The organism is Alkalimonas amylolytica (assembly GCF_900107845.1).
Classification (GTDB): Bacteria; Pseudomonadota; Gammaproteobacteria; order Enterobacterales; family Alteromonadaceae; genus Alkalimonas; species Alkalimonas amylolytica.
In genome coordinates, this window is sequence record NZ_FNRM01000008.1 from 66,913 (window position 1) to 84,783 (window position 17,871).

The 17,871-nt window shown below is 52.7% G+C and carries 16 protein-coding genes; 12 read left to right on the forward strand and 4 right to left on the reverse strand.

Going from position 1 to position 17,871, the window contains the following annotated elements; translation table 11 throughout:
• Positions 1 to 88 precede the first annotated feature (88 nt).
• Positions 89 to 2,008: a diguanylate cyclase domain-containing protein gene (locus tag BLW37_RS14825; RefSeq protein WP_091344252.1), complete on the forward strand. Its 1,920-nt coding sequence runs from the start codon at positions 89 to 91 to the stop codon at positions 2,006 to 2,008.
• Positions 2,009 to 2,024: 16 nt separating this feature from the next.
• Here BLW37_RS14825 and BLW37_RS14830 read toward each other — a convergent pair whose 3' ends face one another.
• Positions 2,025 to 2,687 carry a GntR family transcriptional regulator gene (locus BLW37_RS14830; protein WP_091344257.1) on the reverse strand — a complete coding sequence of 221 codons (663 nt, stop codon included), beginning with the start codon at positions 2,685 to 2,687 and terminating at the stop codon, positions 2,025 to 2,027.
• Between the two features lie 137 nt (positions 2,688 to 2,824).
• Here BLW37_RS14830 and BLW37_RS14835 point away from each other — a divergent pair, with 137 nt between their 5' ends.
• Positions 2,825 to 3,895, forward strand: a complete 1,071-nt coding sequence (locus BLW37_RS14835) for a M24 family metallopeptidase (RefSeq protein ID WP_091344259.1) — start codon at positions 2,825 to 2,827, stop codon at positions 3,893 to 3,895.
• Positions 3,886 to 4,827 (forward strand): bifunctional Delta(1)-pyrroline-2-carboxylate/Delta(1)-piperideine-2-carboxylate reductase, encoded by a 942-nt coding sequence (lhpI, locus tag BLW37_RS14840; RefSeq protein ID WP_091344262.1) that lies wholly within the window; start codon positions 3,886 to 3,888, stop codon positions 4,825 to 4,827. The genes BLW37_RS14835 and lhpI overlap by 10 nt, the downstream gene beginning before the upstream one ends.
• Positions 4,828 to 4,851: 24 nt before the next feature.
• Here the strand turns inward: lhpI and BLW37_RS14845 are convergent, their stop codons facing one another.
• Positions 4,852 to 7,158: a DPP IV N-terminal domain-containing protein gene (locus BLW37_RS14845; RefSeq protein ID WP_091344264.1), complete on the reverse strand. Its 2,307-nt coding sequence runs from the start codon at positions 7,156 to 7,158 to the stop codon at positions 4,852 to 4,854.
• A gap of 235 nt (positions 7,159 to 7,393) precedes the next feature.
• On the reverse strand, positions 7,394 to 7,633 hold the full coding sequence (locus BLW37_RS18640) for a hypothetical protein (protein WP_139243732.1): 240 nt from the start codon (positions 7,631 to 7,633) through the stop codon (positions 7,394 to 7,396).
• Here BLW37_RS18640 and hisG point away from each other — a divergent pair.
• The 9 genes from hisG to BLW37_RS14890 all read left to right on the forward strand — a co-directional run bounded on the left by hisG (position 7,616) and on the right by BLW37_RS14890 (position 16,912).
• On the forward strand, positions 7,616 to 8,524 hold the full coding sequence (hisG, locus tag BLW37_RS14850) for an ATP phosphoribosyltransferase (protein WP_091344268.1): 909 nt from the start codon (positions 7,616 to 7,618) through the stop codon (positions 8,522 to 8,524). The two genes, BLW37_RS18640 and hisG, sit on opposite strands and share 18 nt — an antisense overlap.
• A gap of 3 nt (positions 8,525 to 8,527) precedes the next feature.
• Positions 8,528 to 9,895, forward strand: a complete 1,368-nt coding sequence (gene hisD / locus BLW37_RS14855) for a histidinol dehydrogenase (protein WP_091344270.1) — start codon at positions 8,528 to 8,530, stop codon at positions 9,893 to 9,895.
• Positions 9,885 to 10,985 (forward strand): histidinol-phosphate transaminase, encoded by a 1,101-nt coding sequence (gene hisC, locus BLW37_RS14860; protein WP_091344273.1) that lies wholly within the window; start codon positions 9,885 to 9,887, stop codon positions 10,983 to 10,985. The genes hisD and hisC overlap by 11 nt, the downstream gene beginning before the upstream one ends.
• Positions 10,982 to 12,052, forward strand: a complete 1,071-nt coding sequence (gene hisB, locus BLW37_RS14865) for a bifunctional histidinol-phosphatase/imidazoleglycerol-phosphate dehydratase HisB (RefSeq protein WP_091344276.1) — start codon at positions 10,982 to 10,984, stop codon at positions 12,050 to 12,052. Before hisC ends, hisB begins: the two co-directional genes overlap by 4 nt.
• Positions 12,052 to 12,648: an imidazole glycerol phosphate synthase subunit HisH gene (hisH, locus tag BLW37_RS14870; RefSeq protein WP_091344279.1), complete on the forward strand. Its 597-nt coding sequence runs from the start codon at positions 12,052 to 12,054 to the stop codon at positions 12,646 to 12,648. The genes hisB and hisH overlap by 1 nt, the downstream gene beginning before the upstream one ends.
• Positions 12,645 to 13,382, forward strand: coding sequence for a 1-(5-phosphoribosyl)-5-[(5-phosphoribosylamino)methylideneamino]imidazole-4-carboxamide isomerase (gene hisA / locus BLW37_RS14875; RefSeq protein WP_091344281.1), 738 nt, complete (start codon positions 12,645 to 12,647; stop codon positions 13,380 to 13,382). Before hisH ends, hisA begins: the two co-directional genes overlap by 4 nt.
• Entirely contained in the window at positions 13,364 to 14,137 is a 774-nt protein-coding gene (hisF, locus tag BLW37_RS14880) for an imidazole glycerol phosphate synthase subunit HisF (RefSeq protein ID WP_091344284.1), read from the forward strand. The genes hisA and hisF overlap by 19 nt, the downstream gene beginning before the upstream one ends.
• A gap of 355 nt (positions 14,138 to 14,492) precedes the next feature.
• Positions 14,493 to 15,107, forward strand: coding sequence for a bifunctional phosphoribosyl-AMP cyclohydrolase/phosphoribosyl-ATP diphosphatase HisIE (hisIE, locus tag BLW37_RS14885; RefSeq protein WP_091344286.1), 615 nt, complete (start codon positions 14,493 to 14,495; stop codon positions 15,105 to 15,107).
• Between the two features lie 116 nt (positions 15,108 to 15,223).
• The gene (locus BLW37_RS14890) at positions 15,224 to 16,912 is read left to right on the forward strand and encodes a PocR ligand-binding domain-containing protein (protein ID WP_091344288.1); all 1,689 of its coding nucleotides are present in this window, start codon (positions 15,224 to 15,226) and stop codon (positions 16,910 to 16,912) included.
• 76 nt (positions 16,913 to 16,988) lie between these two features.
• On the opposite strand, the gene BLW37_RS14895 is transcribed toward BLW37_RS14890, so the two are convergent.
• Positions 16,989 to 17,867, reverse strand: a complete 879-nt coding sequence (locus tag BLW37_RS14895; RefSeq protein ID WP_139243733.1) for a hypothetical protein — start codon at positions 17,865 to 17,867, stop codon at positions 16,989 to 16,991.
• Between the last annotated feature and the right edge of the window lie 4 nt (positions 17,868 to 17,871).

Sequence of the window (17,871 nt, forward strand, 5' to 3'; positions counted from 1 at the left end):
TGGACACCAACCCGAACAGCCTTTCAAGTTGGACAAACAACAGCAAGAGCGTTATTTTTAATAGAAAGAAGTAAAGTGTGCGTCGTGTATGAAGACTATCCTGCTATTATTTGCGGTAGTTGTATCGCTGCTCCCCCTTTCTGTAAGTAGTACCGTCGACGACGGCCTTCAATTCACGGATTTTGAAAAAAAAGTCTGGTCGAAAGTCATGTCCTACCAAACCAATAGACCAGAGGACATCTATGATGCACTTCTGCCTTTAAAAGACGAGGCTAGGTCCCAAAAACAGCTCGAGCTTGTGTCTATGCACCTTTGCAGGCTTTGGGCCATACAGCATCTACACGTTCCCGGTTCAGGAACTTCTACAGGAGATTATGAGTTCTCCGAACTATCTTCAGCGGCTGCGGCATACTATCGCTGTCAGCAGGCAAAACAAGTAAGCTTAAATCAGTTGCATCAAGCTTCCGAGCTATCCCACCTAGCCTACCATAGCTTAAGTGACCACGATTTACCTGCCTTACGTATCTGGATTGCTTACGACTACATTGAAACTGCAACAGAAGCAGGAGCCTTTGATGATGCAATCATGGCTGCACAGCTTTCTATACAAATAGCAAAAGCGAATGATTTAACCGAATGGGAAGGTGAAACGCTTGCACGACTTGCTTTAATCCAGAGTGCCTTAGGGAATTTCGAGCAAGCCTTATCGACCAATAGTGAAGCCATGCAACTGATTAAACAGCCAGATAATCTTTTTGAGACGCGGGCAAACCGGGCTTACATTATGATGACTGCAAACCGCTTAACCGAGGCAAAAGAAATCTACCGTGCTCTTTTGAATCAGCACAAAGGTATCGATGACTTTAAGTATCTTATTGCCGGCATAAACCTTACCGGCATTTATTATTCACTGGGCATGAACGATGAAAACCGCAAGCTAACTAACGAATTACTGGAGTTAGCTACCCACTACCCTGGAAGCTATGTATTGGCCTATACAAAGGTAGCCATGGCCAATACCTTGCTTCAGCAAGGAGACAAGGAGGCTGCAGAGTCAATGTTCCTTGAAGCCCGCTTGTGGTTTGAACAAAACCAGGTGCTTGAACCTTTGTCTCGCTTTTTATCTGACTGGGCCAATAACCTTTATAGATCAGGGTTCTACCTGGAAGCTTTTACTGCACTGCGCGACAGCATGAAGCTAACACAAGACATTGATGCCACCAGGCAAAAAGAAAATGCCACACTAACCAATGCATTGATAACAGCTGAGCAGCAAAAAAGGGAGTTACTTCTTTACGAACAACAACAGCAACAGCGTGAAGCTAAACTGGTGCAAAAACAACTCGAGCTTCGCTTGACACTCAGTATCCTGACAGCAGCATTTTTACTTATTTTTTCAATCGTTATCGCTTATAAACGGGTTCAAAAAACAAATCAGCTCCTTTCAGAAAAAAACGAGCACCTGGATTATGCTAGCAACCACGACCCCTTGACGAATGTTTATAACCGTCGTTATTTTGAGAAATTTTTACTCACTAAAGAAAATTCAGAAGCTAAAGCTCTTGTTCTTCTTATCGATATTGATCACTTCAAAAAGGTAAATGATGTATACGGCCACAAGGCTGGTGATGAAGTCCTGATTATTGTTAGCAAAAGGCTTGCCAGTCGGCTAAGGAATACCGAATGCATTGTACGTTGGGGTGGAGAAGAGTTTCTCATTTTCATTAATAAGCCAGACCAGAAGGAGCAATGCATTCAAATCATTCAAAGAGTTTTGAGTGAGATAAATGCATATCCTATCTACGTGGGTAAACAAGCAATATCAGTCACAATATCATTAGGTTTTATGGTAGTGACTATTGAAAAAATTGCTGACTTCGAAAAAAGCTTAAAAGAAATAGACTCCTTTTTGTATCAAGCCAAACAACAAGGTCGTAATCGCGCTATCGGTTGCCTTGATGAACAAAGGGAAGTGCTGGTTATTAAAAGCAATGCGGCACATCCCTAAGTAAACACTCTAAGCACTACCTACTTTCAGATCGAACCAAAATAGTATTTATTTCATTGGCAGCTTCGAGAATATGCTGTTGCAGCAGCTGGCAGGCACCTTCAATATCTTTGCTCTGACAAAGCTGCAACAAGGCATGGTGTTCTGGATCGGCTTTGGTGACCCCACCAGCTAACAGCAAATGAAAGCGAATGTAACGATCAGAGTTGATCATCAGGTTGTGCACCAGTTCAACGGTTTTGTGGCGACCGGCCGGGCGATAGAGTGTTAAGTGAAACTCGGTATTAAGCTCACTCCAGGAAATGATTTCATCGCTTTTTTCAAAAGCGGCCGTCATTTTCAGTCGCACCCGATCGGCTGCCTTGAACACCTCATCCGTCATCAGCGGAATAGCCCGGCGCAATAAATCACACTCCAGCAAGGCCCGAAGTTCAAATAGCTCGGTCACCTGCTCTGCCGACAAGCGCGTAGCCGTAGCGCCTTTATGGGCTTCAAACTCGACCAGGCCTTCAGCTTCCAGTTGCAACAAAGCTTCACGTACCGGGATCCGGCTCACATTCAGCTCCTCAGCCAGAGCCGCCTGGCGCAATGGCTCGCCAGCTTTGATGCTACCTGACAGGATGCGCTTACGGATTTCTTCAACCACCACCTGAGTGCGGGTTTTATATTCTACGGTCATGCACGTCTCATCTTCTTTCAAGAATGATATGCAGTATATCAAATAAAATGAATGCTGCAGCTTTAGTTATCCGGCAGCAAGACTTGCCTTATTCAGACGCAGGATATATTGTATACAATAAATGATATGGAGGAGCTATGCGATTAGCGAAATTACAGACCCAATTGAGTGCCGGCCAATCGTTGCTGATCACGGAGCCATCAAATATTCGATATCTAAGTAGCTTTACCGGCAGCGCCGCCAGCTTGTTGCTAACGCAAGAACAAGCTTTTCTGATCACCGATTACCGGTATACCGCCATTGCCCAAAGCCAGTGTGCGGGACAACCTCTCACCATTATTTGCCGGGATCGCGCTCACGAGCCGTTCGCCGCCTGTATTGAGCGACTGCAACCAAAACAACAGCAGCTATTTTGTGAATTTGATCATCTGACCGTTGACTTGTTTCAGCAACTGCAGCAATGCATGCCAGCCGTCTCGTTGCAAGCGGCCCCGAACTGGCTGGCGCAGATGCGGGCCTGTAAAGATGCCGGGGAGCTTGCAGCCACCCGGGAAGCCGTGCTGATTGCCGAACAAGCGCTTGACTGGTTGCTACCACAAGTACGATTGGGCATGACCGAGCTGCAACTGGCCACCTTGCTCGAACAAAAGCTCTTTGAGCTGGGTGCCGAGGCCCTGGCATTCCCAACCATCTTGCTGTCGGGGCCACGTTCCGCCTTGCCCCATGGCAAACCATCGGATCGCGTCTTGCAACACGGGGACTGGCTGCTGCTGGATTTTGGTGCTCAGGTTCGGGGCTATCGCTCCGACATTACCCGCACTTATGTGCTGGGGGCTGCCAGTGCCAACCAGCGCGATTTTTACCAGACCGTATTACAGGCCCAGCTGGCAGCACTGGCGGTTGCAGGCCCCGGAGTCAGTGGCCATGACGTCAATGCAGCAGCCCGGCAGGTGCTGGCAGCCTCCCCCTATGCGGACTATGCAGGTGAAGGCATTGGCCATGGTACTGGCCTGGTGCTGCATGAGTATCCGCTGATGCGCGAAGGCTGTGAGGCCCTACTGCAACCCGGTATGGTGGTCACCATAGAGCCCGGTTTGTATCAGTCCGGCTTTGGTGGTGTGCGCATTGAAGATGACATTCTGATTACCGATTCAGGTATCGAAATCCTGACCAAAAGCACAAAGGAGCTAAGCATCTTATGCAATTGATTCAAGCAGACAGCATTCATCAGAGCATGCAGTTTCCCAGCCTTATAGCCAGTTTGCGTCAAAGCTTTGCCGGTGATTTTGGTATGCCGCCACGGCAGCTGTTGCCACTGACAGCAGGGCAAGCAGAAGCCTTTGCCTTGCTGCCTGCCTGGGATGAAAGCGTGATTGGCTGCAAGCTATTTACCTACTTCCCGCAGAACCCGGCCCAAGGCAAAGAGCGCTTGCACGCAAAAATCATGCTGTTCTGCCGGGAAAGTGGCGAGCCGCTGGCACTGCTGGACGGGACAAGTATTACCCTGTGGCGCACAGCCGCTATTTCGGCATTGGCTGGCTCGTATCTGGCCAATCCGGCTGCCAGTACCCTGGTACTTTTTGGCACCGGCAAGCTGGCACCTTATCTGGTGAAAGCCTATATCAGTATCCGGCAGTTGGACGATGTCTACATCGTCGGTCGGGATCTGACTAAAGCGCAGCAATTGGCCACCTCGTTGCAGGCAGATTTGCAAACAGCGCATCCAGGATTGCGTATTCAAGCTGCTGAGCGCTCTGCCAGTTTGCTGCAAAAAGCCGATATCATCTGCTGCGCCACTGCGGCTACTGAGCCACTGTTTCCAGCCGACTGGGTGCAGCCGGGTACTCTGGTAGATGCGCTTGGCAACCACCATGCTGATTGCAGTGAAATTGATACCCGGCTGGTGGTTGATGGCCTCTTGTATGTCGATAGTCGCGCCAATTGCCTGAATGAAGCAGGTGAAATCTTGCTGCCCCTGCAGGCAGGACAAATTCAATTGCAACACATCCAGGCCGAACTGGCTGAGCTATGCAGCAAGAATACCCTCTGCTGGCAAGCCGATCGCATTCAGGTGTTTAAAGCCGTTGGTACAGCGCTGGCAGACCTGGCAGCAGCGCGCTTGATGCTGGAATTATCCTAACAATTTACCAACTGCGGTACTGCCCTACTGCGCCCGGTTCCAGTCGGGCGTTGTTTGCTGCTGCAGATGGCGCAGGAAAAAGTCAAACTGGCGACGCTGTACATAACGGATAGGCCCGCTGGAGCGCCCGACACTGTGTTCACCACCCGGAACAATCAGCAAATCAAAGTCTTTCTCTGCCCGGATCAGTGCATCCACCAATTGCATGGTAGAAGCCGGATCGACATTGCTGTCCTGCTCGCCGTTGATAATCAGCAACTGCCCTTGCAGCAAGTGCGCCTGCTCCACCACCGACGAAGCCGCATACTGAGGCCCCACCGGATAGCCTAACCACTGCTCATTCCAGCTAATTTTATCCATCCGGTTATCAAAGCAGCCGGCATAGGCTACACCGACCCGGTAAAAATCCGGATGAAACAACAAGGCAGCTACTGTGCTCTGGCCACCAGCCGAAGCACCATAAATGCCAATACCGCCCTCAATGCTGTACCAGGGAAAAGTCTCAGCTGCCGCCTGATGCCAGAGAATGCGATCGGGAAAACCGGAGTCGACCAAATCTTGCCAGGCGACATCATGGAACGCCTTGGAGCGGTTGGCCGTGCCCATGCCATCGATTTGCACCACAATAAAGCCCAGATCCGCCAGCGCCTGCATGCCAATCACTTTATCGCCGCCAGAGTGAAAACCAAAAGGCCAGAAGCTCTTTGGCACAAAGCTGTCGTGTGGGCCAGCATAGATGTTTTCAATCACCGGGTACGTTTTGTCCGGGTCAAAATTCTGTGGCTTTACGATTAAACCCCAGATATCGGTTGCACCGTCCCGGCCTTTGGCAACAAATGGCTGTGGCGGTCGAAAGCCAGCAGCGGTCAGTTGGCTGATATCGGCCTGGGCCAAGGTTCGTAGCAAAGCGCCATCACTGCTCTGGCGCAGCTCAGCCACATAGGGCAAATCCACCCGTGAATAGCGCACAATAAAGTGCTGACGATCCGGCGACAGCACCACGTCATGGTGGGCATTGCGCTCTGTAAGTGCTGTCAGGTTGTCGCCATCCAGATCAATACGGAACAGGTGCTCATAGTACGGATCCTGCTGTGGATAATAACCACTGGCGGTAAACCAAATCTGGCCTGCGGTTTCATCGATTGCCAGTACCTGCCGCACCCGCCAGTGACCGCGGGTCAGCTGCTGCAGCTGTTTGCCGCTACGATCAGTACGGTACAAGTGCGCCCAGCCGTCACGCTCCGAGAGCCAGACCACGCCTTGCTCGCCTAGTTGCAATGGCTGATGAAAAGCTGCCCACAGATTGACAAAGGTTGGGCTGTCCTCCGTCACCAACGCAGTGGCCTCAGCATTTTTGGCATCCACCCGGATAATCCGCATCCGCTGATGCCCCCGCTCGGTGTAGCGAAAGGTAAAAGCGCTGCTATCCTGCTGCCAGGCCATTTGGTCAATGCGGTAGGGATTGGCAAAGAGTGCATTTGGGATATCAATGGCAGTTTTGTGTTGCAGTTGCACCAGCACCGGCTGATCCACATCCACGGCATCACCAGGCTTTGGGTACAGCTGCTGAATGACTTTGGGTTCCAGTTGATCCTCGGGAGCCGACAGCACCCGGGTCACATAGCGTGCCGTACCAGGCTGAACCCTGACCAGCACCAGTGCCGAACTATCCGGTGCCCAACGGATCGATTGTGGATCATAAAAGTTGCTGCCATCCCCATCGTCGGTCTGAAACAGCAAACGGCCCTCAGCATCCAACAGCAACAGATTATGACCACGCACCTGAGCCTGGTAGCGACCATCCGGCGACCAAACCGGACTATCATCCGCATCTTGCTTTAGATCCCGCACCACGCCAAAGGCGCTGCTTTGCCGTGGCGCTGTAATATCCCGGCAATCTGCCGTGTGCAACTGACACTGCCACCGCGCATTGTGCAGGTAAAAGGTAATGGCCTCCCCCCGGTCGGCGTACTGAAACTGTTCAAAGGGAAGATCCCTGGCCTGGTAGCTTTGTCCGGTTACCGCCGATAAACCACTTGCCAATTTGTTATGATCAAACGCCAGTTGCGGTGCTGAGTCCCGCAACGACTGACGGAAAAAATAAAAGCCCCCATCTACACTTAGCTTGTAATGAAAAGCATCACCATCTTCGGTCCAGGTGGGTGCCAGCATCAAATCCCGGGTGAGTGGCAACCAGTGATCACGTAAATCCAGGGCCTGCCCGATGCTGGCTCTATCAGGCGCGGCCAGGGCTGAGAACCCTATACAAAACAGAGCAGCGCTGAGCAATCGACTGAGTATCCTGGTATCTTTCAGCGAAGTGTCCTTCATGGTCGTCGTTATCTCGTTAAAGGTCCTGGTAGCTTCAAACAATAGGGAATATTGTATACAAAATCAAGTCAATTATCAGCGAGCAGCCGAATGACTATACAACCAGCTTCATTTTTATACAAAAACACCTGGTGTTGAGGACGTTAAAGGATGAAACTTTTATGAATCGGAATGAGGAAGATAATAAATACATTAAATAACAATGATTTAATTTTATAGTGAGTTTCTAACTGCTTTAAAAACTGCTTGTCAACATCCGAACAATACGATAAGTTGTATAGCATTGAAGCCATACAACATAGAGCAAGCGATGAGCCTGAACCTCATTCACCACCACCATCATCATTACTGAGCCGTCCGGCTTTGTCGGAGGGCTGATGTTTGGTTCCTCCGGTGGCAGCTTGCATAAACCCCGGGAGAACCCGGGGTTTTTCATTCTTATTTTCGGAGCACCACCATGACGTTCAATCAACATTCCAGCCGCCTGCGCATCGCCATGCAAAAGTCCGGGCGTTTGTCACAAGAATCACAGGCCTTACTTGGCAGCTGCGGACTAAAAATTAATCTGCGTGAACAACGGCTGATCGCCCATGTCGAGAACATGGCCATTGATATTCTGCGGGTGCGTGATGACGATATTCCCGGCCTGGTGATGGATGGTGTCTGCGATCTGGGCATCGTTGGCGAGAACGTGTTGGAAGAAGAGTCGCTGCAGCGCCAGCTCGATAACGAGCCGTGCGATTATGCCGTGTTAAGCCGGCTGAATTTTGGTGGCTGTCGTTTGTCCATTGCCGTGCAACAAGAGTCTGCCTACGATGGCCCAGCCAGTCTGAACGGCAAAACCATTGCCACCACTTACCCGCGTTTATTGAACCGCTATTTGAAACAGCAAGGGGTTCAAGCCCGAATCGTCACCTTAAAAGGTTCGGTCGAAGTAGCCCCTCGGGCCGGCCTGGCCGATGCCATCTGCGATCTGGTGTCCACCGGCGCGACGTTAGAAGCCAATGGCTTAAAGGAAGTCGAAGTCATTTACCGCAGCAAGGCCGTGCTTATTCAGCGCAAAGATCTGGCAGACGCTGCTCAGTTGAAGCTGATCAACACCCTGATGCCACGCATCAATGCGGTGATGCAGGCCAATGAAAGCAAGTACATCATGTTGCACGCCCCAAAAGCCAGATTGGACGACATCATCGCCCTGCTGCCCGGCGCGGAAAACCCGACTCTGCTGCCCCTGGCCGGCAATGACGATCAGATGGCAGTGCATGTGGTCAGCAGCGAGACCCTGTTCTGGGAAACCATGGAGCAATTAAAATCGCTTGGTGCCAGCTCCATTCTGGTACTGCCGATTGAGAAGATGATGGAGTAAGGCATGACGCAGTGTCTGAACTGGCAGCAACTCAATGCTGACGAACAAGCCGCCGCTTTGGCCAGGCCCAGCCTGCCCGATTCAGCAGCACTAAAAACGACGGTAGCTGGCATTATTGCCGAAGTGCGTCGCGATGGCGATGCAGCCCTGAAGCGCCTGAGCGCACAATTTGATGGGCTGGCCGACAATGCCTTGCTGCTGTCCAAAGCACAGCGCACAGCATTAATCGCCCAGCTTAAGCCGGAGCGCAAAGCCGCCATTGAGCTGGCCTATGGCAATATCCGCCGTTTTCATGCTGCCCAACAACCGACCGATATTCAGGTGGAAACCACGCCGGGCGTGTTTTGCGAGCTGCGCCAGCGGCCAATTGGCTCGGTCGGGCTTTATATCCCTGGCGGCAGTGCGCCCTTGCCATCCACCGTGCTGATGCTGGGCGTACCGGCGCAACTAGCTGGCTGTCCACGCACCGTGCTGGTGACGCCTCCGGGCAGGCCTGCGGCTGCGGATATTGCTCCGGAAATTGTCTATGCCGCTGAGCTGTGTGGTATTCAGCAGATTTTCACCATAGGTGGCGCTCAGGCCATTGCCGCCCTGGCTTATGGCACCGAGAGCATTGCCAAGGTTGATAAAATTTTTGGACCAGGCAATCGTTATGTGACCGAAGCCAAACAGCAAGTCAGTCAGGATGCCGCTGGTGCCATGATTGATATGCCGGCCGGCCCTTCCGAAGTGCTGGTGCTGACGGATGACAGTGCCAATCCGGCTTTTGTCGCAGCCGATTTGCTGTCACAGGCCGAGCACGGCCCGGACTCACAAGTACTGTTAGTCAGCACCAGTCAGTCGTTGATTGAGCGGGTGCTGCAGCAGGTCGAACAGCAGCTGAAGATCCTGCCGCGCGCTGATATTGCCCGTCAGGCACTCAGCCACAGCCGGGCCATTTATACGCCCGATCTTGCCACAGCCGTAGCGGTGACCAATGCCTATGCGCCGGAACATTTGATTGTACAAACCCAGGATGATGAAGCACTGCTGCCACAATTTAACAGTGCCGCCAGCATTTTTGTCGGCCCCTGGACGCCGGAGTCCGCTGGTGATTATGCCAGCGGCACCAACCATGTGCTGCCGACTTATGGCTACAGCCGTACCGCCTCCAGCCTGTCGCTGACGGATTTTTTCCGTCGCTTTACCGTGCAAAAACTCACGGCTGCCGGCATGCGTGCCATCGGTCCGGCCATTGTCACCCTAGCCGAAGCCGAGCAGCTGGGTGCTCATGCGCTAGCGGTGTCTCTGCGCTTACAACAGCTCGATTTACAACAACCTGACTTACAGCAGCAGGGCTCAACACAAGGGGAGTCTTTGAATGAGCGTTAAGATATCTGAACTGGCCCGCACCTGCGTGCAAGCCATTGTGCCCTATGCATCAGCCCGGCGCAGCATGAGCGGCGGCGCCAGTTGGCTCAATGCCAATGAAAATGCACTGGCAACCGACTACCAGCTAAGCGGGCAGTTTAACCGCTACCCATCCTGCCAGCCAGCTGCCCTGATTGAAGGCTATGCCCGCTATGCCGGTGTTGCCCCCGATCACGTACTGGTTAGTCGCGGTGCCGATGAAGGCATTGAGCTGCTGATCCGCAGTTTTTGTGAGCCGGGCGAAGATCGCATTGCTATCTGCCCGCCGACCTACGGCATGTATGCCATCAGCGCCGAGAGCAATCAGGTGGCTTCGGTGATCGTGCCGCTGCAACCGGATACCAGCCTGGATGTCGAAGCCTTGACCCAGGTAGAAGCCAAACTGGTGTTTATCTGCAGCCCGAACAACCCAACCGGCGATCTGATCCCGCGTCAGCAAATCCTGGCGGTGCTGGAGCACTTTCGCAGCAACGCCCTGGTGGTCGTGGACGAAGCCTACATTGAGTTTGCCATGCAGGCGTCTGTAGTGGATTTACTGCAACAGTATCCCAACCTGGTGATCCTGCGGACCTTATCCAAAGCTTTTGCATTGGCCGGCTTGCGCTGTGGCTTTACCCTGGCGGCCCCGGAGGTGATCAATGCCTTAAAGCAAATGATCGCCCCCTACCCTATTGCCGAGCCAGTGGCGCAAATTGCCGTGCAGGCGTTATCGCAGCAAGGCATTGCCCGCATGCAGCAAAGCGTCGCCACTATCAATCAACTGCGCACTGCATTCAGTGCCTTTGCCAGCGAGTTGCCAGGTGTTTCACGGGTTTGGCCAAGCCAGGCCAACTTTGTGCTGCTGCAGGTGCCGGATGCCGCGGCTTGTGTCAGCGCGCTGCAACAGCAGGGCATTTTGATCCGCAACCAGTCAGCGCAGCTGGGTTTGTCCGAAGTGGTACGGGTCTCGATTGGCAGCCCGGATGAAATGCAAGCGCTGCAACAGGCCATGCAGGACTATTTTTGTAACCCGGGTGTCCGCACCCCCATTTCACAGGAAACAACGGCATGAGTGGCCAACCGATCCTTTTTATTGACCGCGACGGCACCATGGTGGAAGAGCCCGCCATCGACAAGCAATTAGACAGCCTGGAAAAACTGGTGTACGAACCTGGCCTGGTGCCCGCTCTGCTGAAGTTACAGGCAGCCGGTTACCGACTGGTGATGGTGACCAATCAGGATGGCCTCGGCACGGACAGCTTCCCACAGGCTGATTTTGATGCCCCTCACAACAAAATGATGCAATTGCTGAACTCGCAAGGCATCCAGTTTGACGATGTGCTGATTTGCCCGCACTTTGAACACGAGAACTGCAGTTGCCGCAAGCCCAAACTAGGCCTGGTCAAAGATTACCTGCAACAAGGCAAAATCGATTTTACCAACTCCTACGTCATTGGCGATCGGCACACCGATGTGCAACTGGCTGAAAATATGGGTCTGCCTGCCTTTTTGTACCAGCGCGACAGCCTGGGCTGGAGCGAAATCACCAAACAGCTGTTAAGCCGTGGCCGCACTGCAACGGTGGTGCGCACCACCCGCGAAACCGATATTCGCGTGACGGTGGATCTGGATAACCCAGGCAACAATCGTTTTGATACCGGTGTCGGCTTTTTCGACCATATGCTGGAGCAAATTGCCACCCACGGTAACTTTTCGCTGCAGGTCGAGGTAAAAGGCGACTTGCACATCGATGATCACCACAGCGTGGAAGACACAGCGCTGGCACTGGGTCAGGCGCTGAAACAAGCCCTTGGCAACAAGCGTGGCATCAACCGCTTTGGCTTTGTGCTGCCAATGGATGAGTGCCGGGCTGAGTGCGTGCTGGACTTATCTGGCCGGCCGCTGTTTGTTTTTAACGGCAAGCTCGGTGACGGCATGGTCGGTGGCCTGACTTTGGAGATGGTACCGCATTTTTTCCGCTCCATCAGCGACGCCATGCTGATGTCGCTGCACCTGAGCATTACCGATGGCAATAAACACCACCAGGTTGAAGGCTTGTTCAAGGCCTTTGGCCGGGCCTTGCGCCAGGCCATTGCGGTCAGTGGTGAAGCCCTACCCAGCTCCAAAGGGGTGCTGTAATGAGTGCTTTGGTGATTGTCGATACCGGCTGCGCCAACATCAGCTCGGTGTATTTTGCCTTTAAACGCCTTGGCGTAGACGCCTTGATTAGCAAAGATCCGCGTGCCATCAAGGCTGCCAATCGTATTGTCTTGCCTGGGGTTGGCAGTGCCCGCCAGGCCATGCAGAACCTGCAGCAACGCGAACTGATAGAAAGCCTGCAGGCAGTGCAGCAACCCATGCTGGGCATCTGCCTTGGTATGCAGCTGCTGACTGCCCACAGCATGGAAGGGGATGTGCCCTGTCTGAACCTGATCCCAGGCGAAGTGCTGCCCCTGCTGGCCGATGGTCTGCGTCTGCCCCATATGGGCTGGAATACGCTGCACAGCATTGCCGAACACCCGTTAATGGCTGGCATTGATGGCAGCGACTACTTCTACTTTGTGCACAGTTTTGGCGTGGCCGCGAATCGCTACAGCCTGGCGCTGTGCGACTACGGCAACGATTTTTCGGCGGTGATTGCCAAAGGCAATGTAGCCGGAGCTCAATTTCACCCGGAGCGCTCTGGCAAAGTCGGTGCCCGTTTATTGCAAAACTTTATGGAGTGGCAACCATGATTATTCCTGCCATTGATTTAATCGACGGCCAAGTAGTAAGGCTGTATCAGGGGTCCTACGACCAAACCACCGAATACAGTTTCAGCCCGCTCACCCTGCGCAATCAATACGCTGCTGCCGGCTCACCCATTTTGCATGTGGTGGATTTATCCGGTGCCAAAGACGCCAGCACGCGCCAGTTAGCCTTGCTGACCGAGCTGATGACCGAAACTCCGCTGCAAATTCAGGTCGGCGGCGGTGTGCGCTCGGAGCAGGATGTGCAAGAGCTTTTGGCAGCGGGAGCCAGCCGGGTGGTGATTGGCAGCCTGGCCATTCGTCAGCCCGAGTTGGTGCAAAGCTGGCTGAAAAAGTACGGCGGTGAGCGCATCGTGCTGGCGTTGGATGTGGCCATTAACGCTCAGGGGGAGAAAACCTTGCCCAGCCATGGCTGGATTGAAGCATCCAATGTCACCTTAGAGCAGGTACTGGATGGCTTTATTGCCGCCGGCGCCAGGCATGTGCTTTGCACCGATATCAGCAAAGATGGCACCTTAAGTGGCTCCAATGTCGCCCTGTATCAGGAGCTGACCAAGGCCTATCCGCAAATCGCCTGGCAAGCATCCGGTGGCATTGGCTGTCTGGCCGATATCCGGGCCCTGCGTGGCTCTGGCGTGGCCGGCGTGATCCTGGGACGCTCGTTACTGGAAGGCAAGTTTACCCTTGAGGAGGCCATTGCATGCTGGCAAAACGGATAATTCCCTGCCTGGATGTGCGGGATGGTAAAGTAGTGAAGGGAGTACAGTTTCGCAACCACGAAGTGGTGGGCGATATCGTGCCCCTGGCCGAGCGCTACGCCAAAGCCGGTGCCGATGAACTGGTGTTTTACGACATCACTGCCTCGAGCGATGGCCGGGTGGTCGATAAAAGTTGGGTGCAACGCATCGCCGAAGTGATCGACATTCCGTTTTGTGTGGCCGGTGGTATCAAAAGCGTCGAGGATGCCGGCCGCATTCTTGAAATGGGTGCTGATAAGATTTCAGTCAACAGCCCTGCCCTGCTTCGACCCGAGCTGGTTCGCGAGCTGCACGATACCTTTGGTCAGCAGTGCGTGGTGGTGGGTATCGACAGTTTCTTTGATGTCGCCAGTGGTCAGTACCAGGTGTATCAGTTTACCGGCGATGAAAGCCGCACCCAAAAGACCCGCTGGCTGACCAGCGACTGGGTGCAGCAGGTGCAGCAACTGGGCGCCGGGGAAATTGTACTGAACTGCATGAATCAGGATGGCGTGCGCAAAGGCTACGACATTGCCCAGCTGTCGGCCATTCGCGCTTTGTGCCAGGTGCCTTTGATCGCCAGTGGTGGCGCCGGTGCTATTGGCCATTTTGCCGAGGTGTTCCAGCAAGCCGATGTCGATGGCGCCCTGGCGGCCAGTGTGTTTCACAAAGCGGTGATTGAAATTGCCGATTTAAAGGCGCAGCTGATTGCTGCTGGGGTGTCGATTCGGCCTTGATACTTATTAAAGCAACAAGAGCAGACTGCAGGCCTCGGTGCAGGGATAACCGGATGGTGTTTTTCCGGGAACCTGAGACGCCCGGACGGCGTCTCAAGAGCGCCCAGGGATGGGTTTATAGCGTTTCCCGGAAAAATCACCACTGGTCAGCCCGGCTAGAATGCATTGGTGTTGGCAACAAGAGCAGACTGCACACGGAGACGCCGTGAATACATCCCTGTAGGCTCTGCTTTGGCATCCATGCCAAAGAAGCTCCGCTTAGCAGCCAGCTCCTGTTGCTCGCAGACCTCGGTGCAGGGATGGCCGGGCTACAGAGCACACTACGACTAAACACAACAGATACTGAGAAACGACCATGAATAAAGACACCATCAGCCAACTAAAATGGCCCGACACCGGCCTGCTGCCAGCCATTGTTCAGCACGCCATCTCCGGCAAAGTGCTGATGCAGGGCTATATGAATCAGCAAGCGCTCAGCCACACCCTGAGCAGCGAAAAAGTTACTTTCTTCAGCCGCAGCAAACAACGGCTCTGGACCAAGGGCGAAAGCTCAGGTCATACCCTGGACTTGGTTGCGATTAGCAGCGACTGCGATGCCGATAGCATTCTGGTGCTGGCCATGCCCAAGGGCCCTACCTGCCATGTTGGTACCGAAACCTGCTGGCACGATAACAGCAGCAACAGCCCACAGCTGAGTTTTTTGTACGACTTAGAGCAGGTGATTAAAAGCCGTAAAGATGCCGATCCAGCCAGCAGCTACACCGCCAGCTTGTTTGCCAAAGGCGTGAAGCGCATCGCGCAAAAAGTCGGTGAAGAAGGGGTTGAGTCGGCCCTGGCGGCCATGGCCGGCGATAAAGAAGAGCTGGCCAATGAAGCGGCCGATTTATTGTTTCACCTGCTGGTATTGCTACAAAGTCAGCAACTGGAGCTCAATGATGTGTTGAAGATCTTGCAGCAACGGCACAAATAAAGCGGCAAGAAGCGGTACAGTGGCAAGCAAGTGATACAACCGCAGGGCTCTCAGCTCTGAAATGGTTGCATAATGCTATAGCTCAAATAGTTTGTCTGCGCTAGAATTCATTAGACATGACTAAAAAACAGCCACACCTGCATCGTGAGGCAAACCTTATTCAGATGCTGGATCCACTTTCCAGTGACTGGAATCAGGCATTGCCAACACCGGATAACTCGGCTACCCATGAATTGGTAGCCGCAGCGGATTTTTCGCAATTAAATACCTTGTTTGAGAATTTTCTGGAAGTGATGGGGATCCCCATTGCTTTACTGGATTTACAGGGCAAGGTTCTTGCCTCGTCACGCTGGCAACGTGCCTGCATGCAGTTTCACCGCCAAGCCCCTTCTACCTTAAGTCGCTGCCTGGAAAGCGATAAAGATTTGGCCCTGCAGCTTGAGCAAGGCAAGAACTACTCTGTCTATCGGTGCCGAAATGGTCTGATTGACTGTGCCACCCCCATCATGTTGGAGGGGCTTCATATCGCCAATCTATTTATTGGCCAGTTTTTTACAGCTGAACCCGATCTGGATTTTTTCACCCAACAAGCAGAGCAGGCTGGCTTTAACATCGAGGACTACCTGTCTGCTATTCGGGAGGTGCCTATTGTCGATGAAGCCAAGCTGCCTGCCATACTGAACATGCTCTCTGCCCTGGCCCTGCAAATTAGCCAGCTCAGTTTACTGAACAGCCGCTATCAACAAAGCTTGGTGCACACGGAGCAGCTGGTGGCACAGCGCACGCTTGAGCTGACCATGCAAAACGACATTCTTGGTCAAATCAGTGAAGGTGCAGAGCTTTCTGCCGTACTGCACCATTTGGTACTTCAGGTAGAAGAATTGCATCCTGGCGCCATCTGTTCCATTTTGCTGCTGGATAATGATGGTATCACTTTGCGCCATGGTGCGGCCCCTTCCTTACCCGACACCTACAATCAGGCCATTGATGGTGTGCAGACAGGCCCAGGGGTAGGCTCATGCGGTACAGCAGCTTTTAGCGGCAAGACGGTGATTGTCAGCGATATTAAGAGCCACCCCTACTGGCAGCCTTATCTGACATTGGCAGAACTGGCTGGCGTGAAAGCGTGTTGGTCTGAGCCGGTGAAAAATGCCGAAGGCAAAGTGTTAGGCACTTTTGCCATTTACCATCGGGAGCCTGCAGCGCCATCAGAAGAATTGCTCAGTAAAATCAAAAGCTACAGCAAACTGGCTGAGCTTGCTATCAGCCGCAGTTTAAACAGCCAGCAAATTCGGCGACTGGCGTTTTACGATAGCTTAACCGGCCTGGCCAATCGACGGCTGCTGGAGGAGCATTTGCTGCAAGCCATCGCAGTCAGTCAGCGCAGCCAAAAATTTGCCGGCCTGATGTTCATCGATCTGGACAACTTTAAACCGGTCAATGATCTCTTTGGCCATAAGGTTGGTGACTCCTTGCTGGTGGAGGTCGCCAGCCGACTGCAGCAGGCCGTGCGAAGTGCCGATACGGTGGCCCGTTTTGGCGGCGATGAGTTTGTGGTTCTTATCCGGGAAATGGATGCTGACGAATCCAAAGCCCGGCTGCAGCTGGAACACTTGGCCGAAAAAATTCAACAACGGCTGCAGCACCCCTACCCCTTACCCAAAGCCAGAATGCATCAATGCAGCAGCAGCATTGGTCTGGTCCTTTTTAAAGGAGAAAGCAGTGGCGATGAGTTACTGCGCCAGGCGGATTCAGCCATGTATGCTGCAAAAAAGCAGCAAACACAAACCAGTTGGTATGAATAAAAAGCAGCGGCTGCTAAAAACGAAAGGTGACCTTAGCTGGTCACCATAATAAAACCGCTGACTGTGGCGCCAAAGTTTACTGCTTTAAACGCCACAGCAATACTGGCAGACCAAGCAACATCAAGATCAAGGTAGCCGGCGCTGGAACCGGGGTCGGCTGTTCTGCCGGTGGAGGGATAAAAGTTTGTATATTTAGCTGCATAGCGCCTGCCCAAACTCTGGTTGATTCCAGGGTCGCCCCATCACCTATCTGAAATAACATGTTAGGCGCCAACCAGTTGCCTTGAATATTGCTGGTACCAATATTTGCAGCAGCGAGATGACTGTATTCATCGGCAGTATTATATCGATGAAAATTGAAAAACACCTTATTTGGGTTAATGCCATGCAGCAGAATACCCCCCCCATCCATTAAAAAATAATCAGCAACATTGAAAACAAAAATATCATCTCCACTGCCATAGATTTCTACCGTTTGATGAGCCATCAGAACTGGATTTAACTGAAAAACATTCAAACCGCCTGAGCCATGGTAGCCATGCAATGATTGAAGACTTGTTTGCTCCCCCCCCAGCGCCTCAAGCTGCTGGGACAAACGAAGTAGTTGCTGATTAAGCTCGCTGAATTGATGCTCTTGCCACTGCTGCCAACCACCGTCGAGCTGGACACTATCCCCTAACACGCTGTGCATTCCTGCAGCATAACCATGGATATGACTACCAGCGCCAAACTCAGGATTTCGGGCAGCGACATTGCCATGGACATCACTCTCAGAACCAAAACCTAAATAGCCTGCTTGAGCGCTGTGGCCACTTGCCCCAGCGAACAATGCGAAGTCACTGAGCATAGCTGTATCAAAGACGCTAGCTGAAGACGTAGCTGTTGTTATAGATAAAACTACCGCACACAATCCCTTTAAAAGCCTCATAGAGGATCTCCTTTTAAACCATAACACCTAA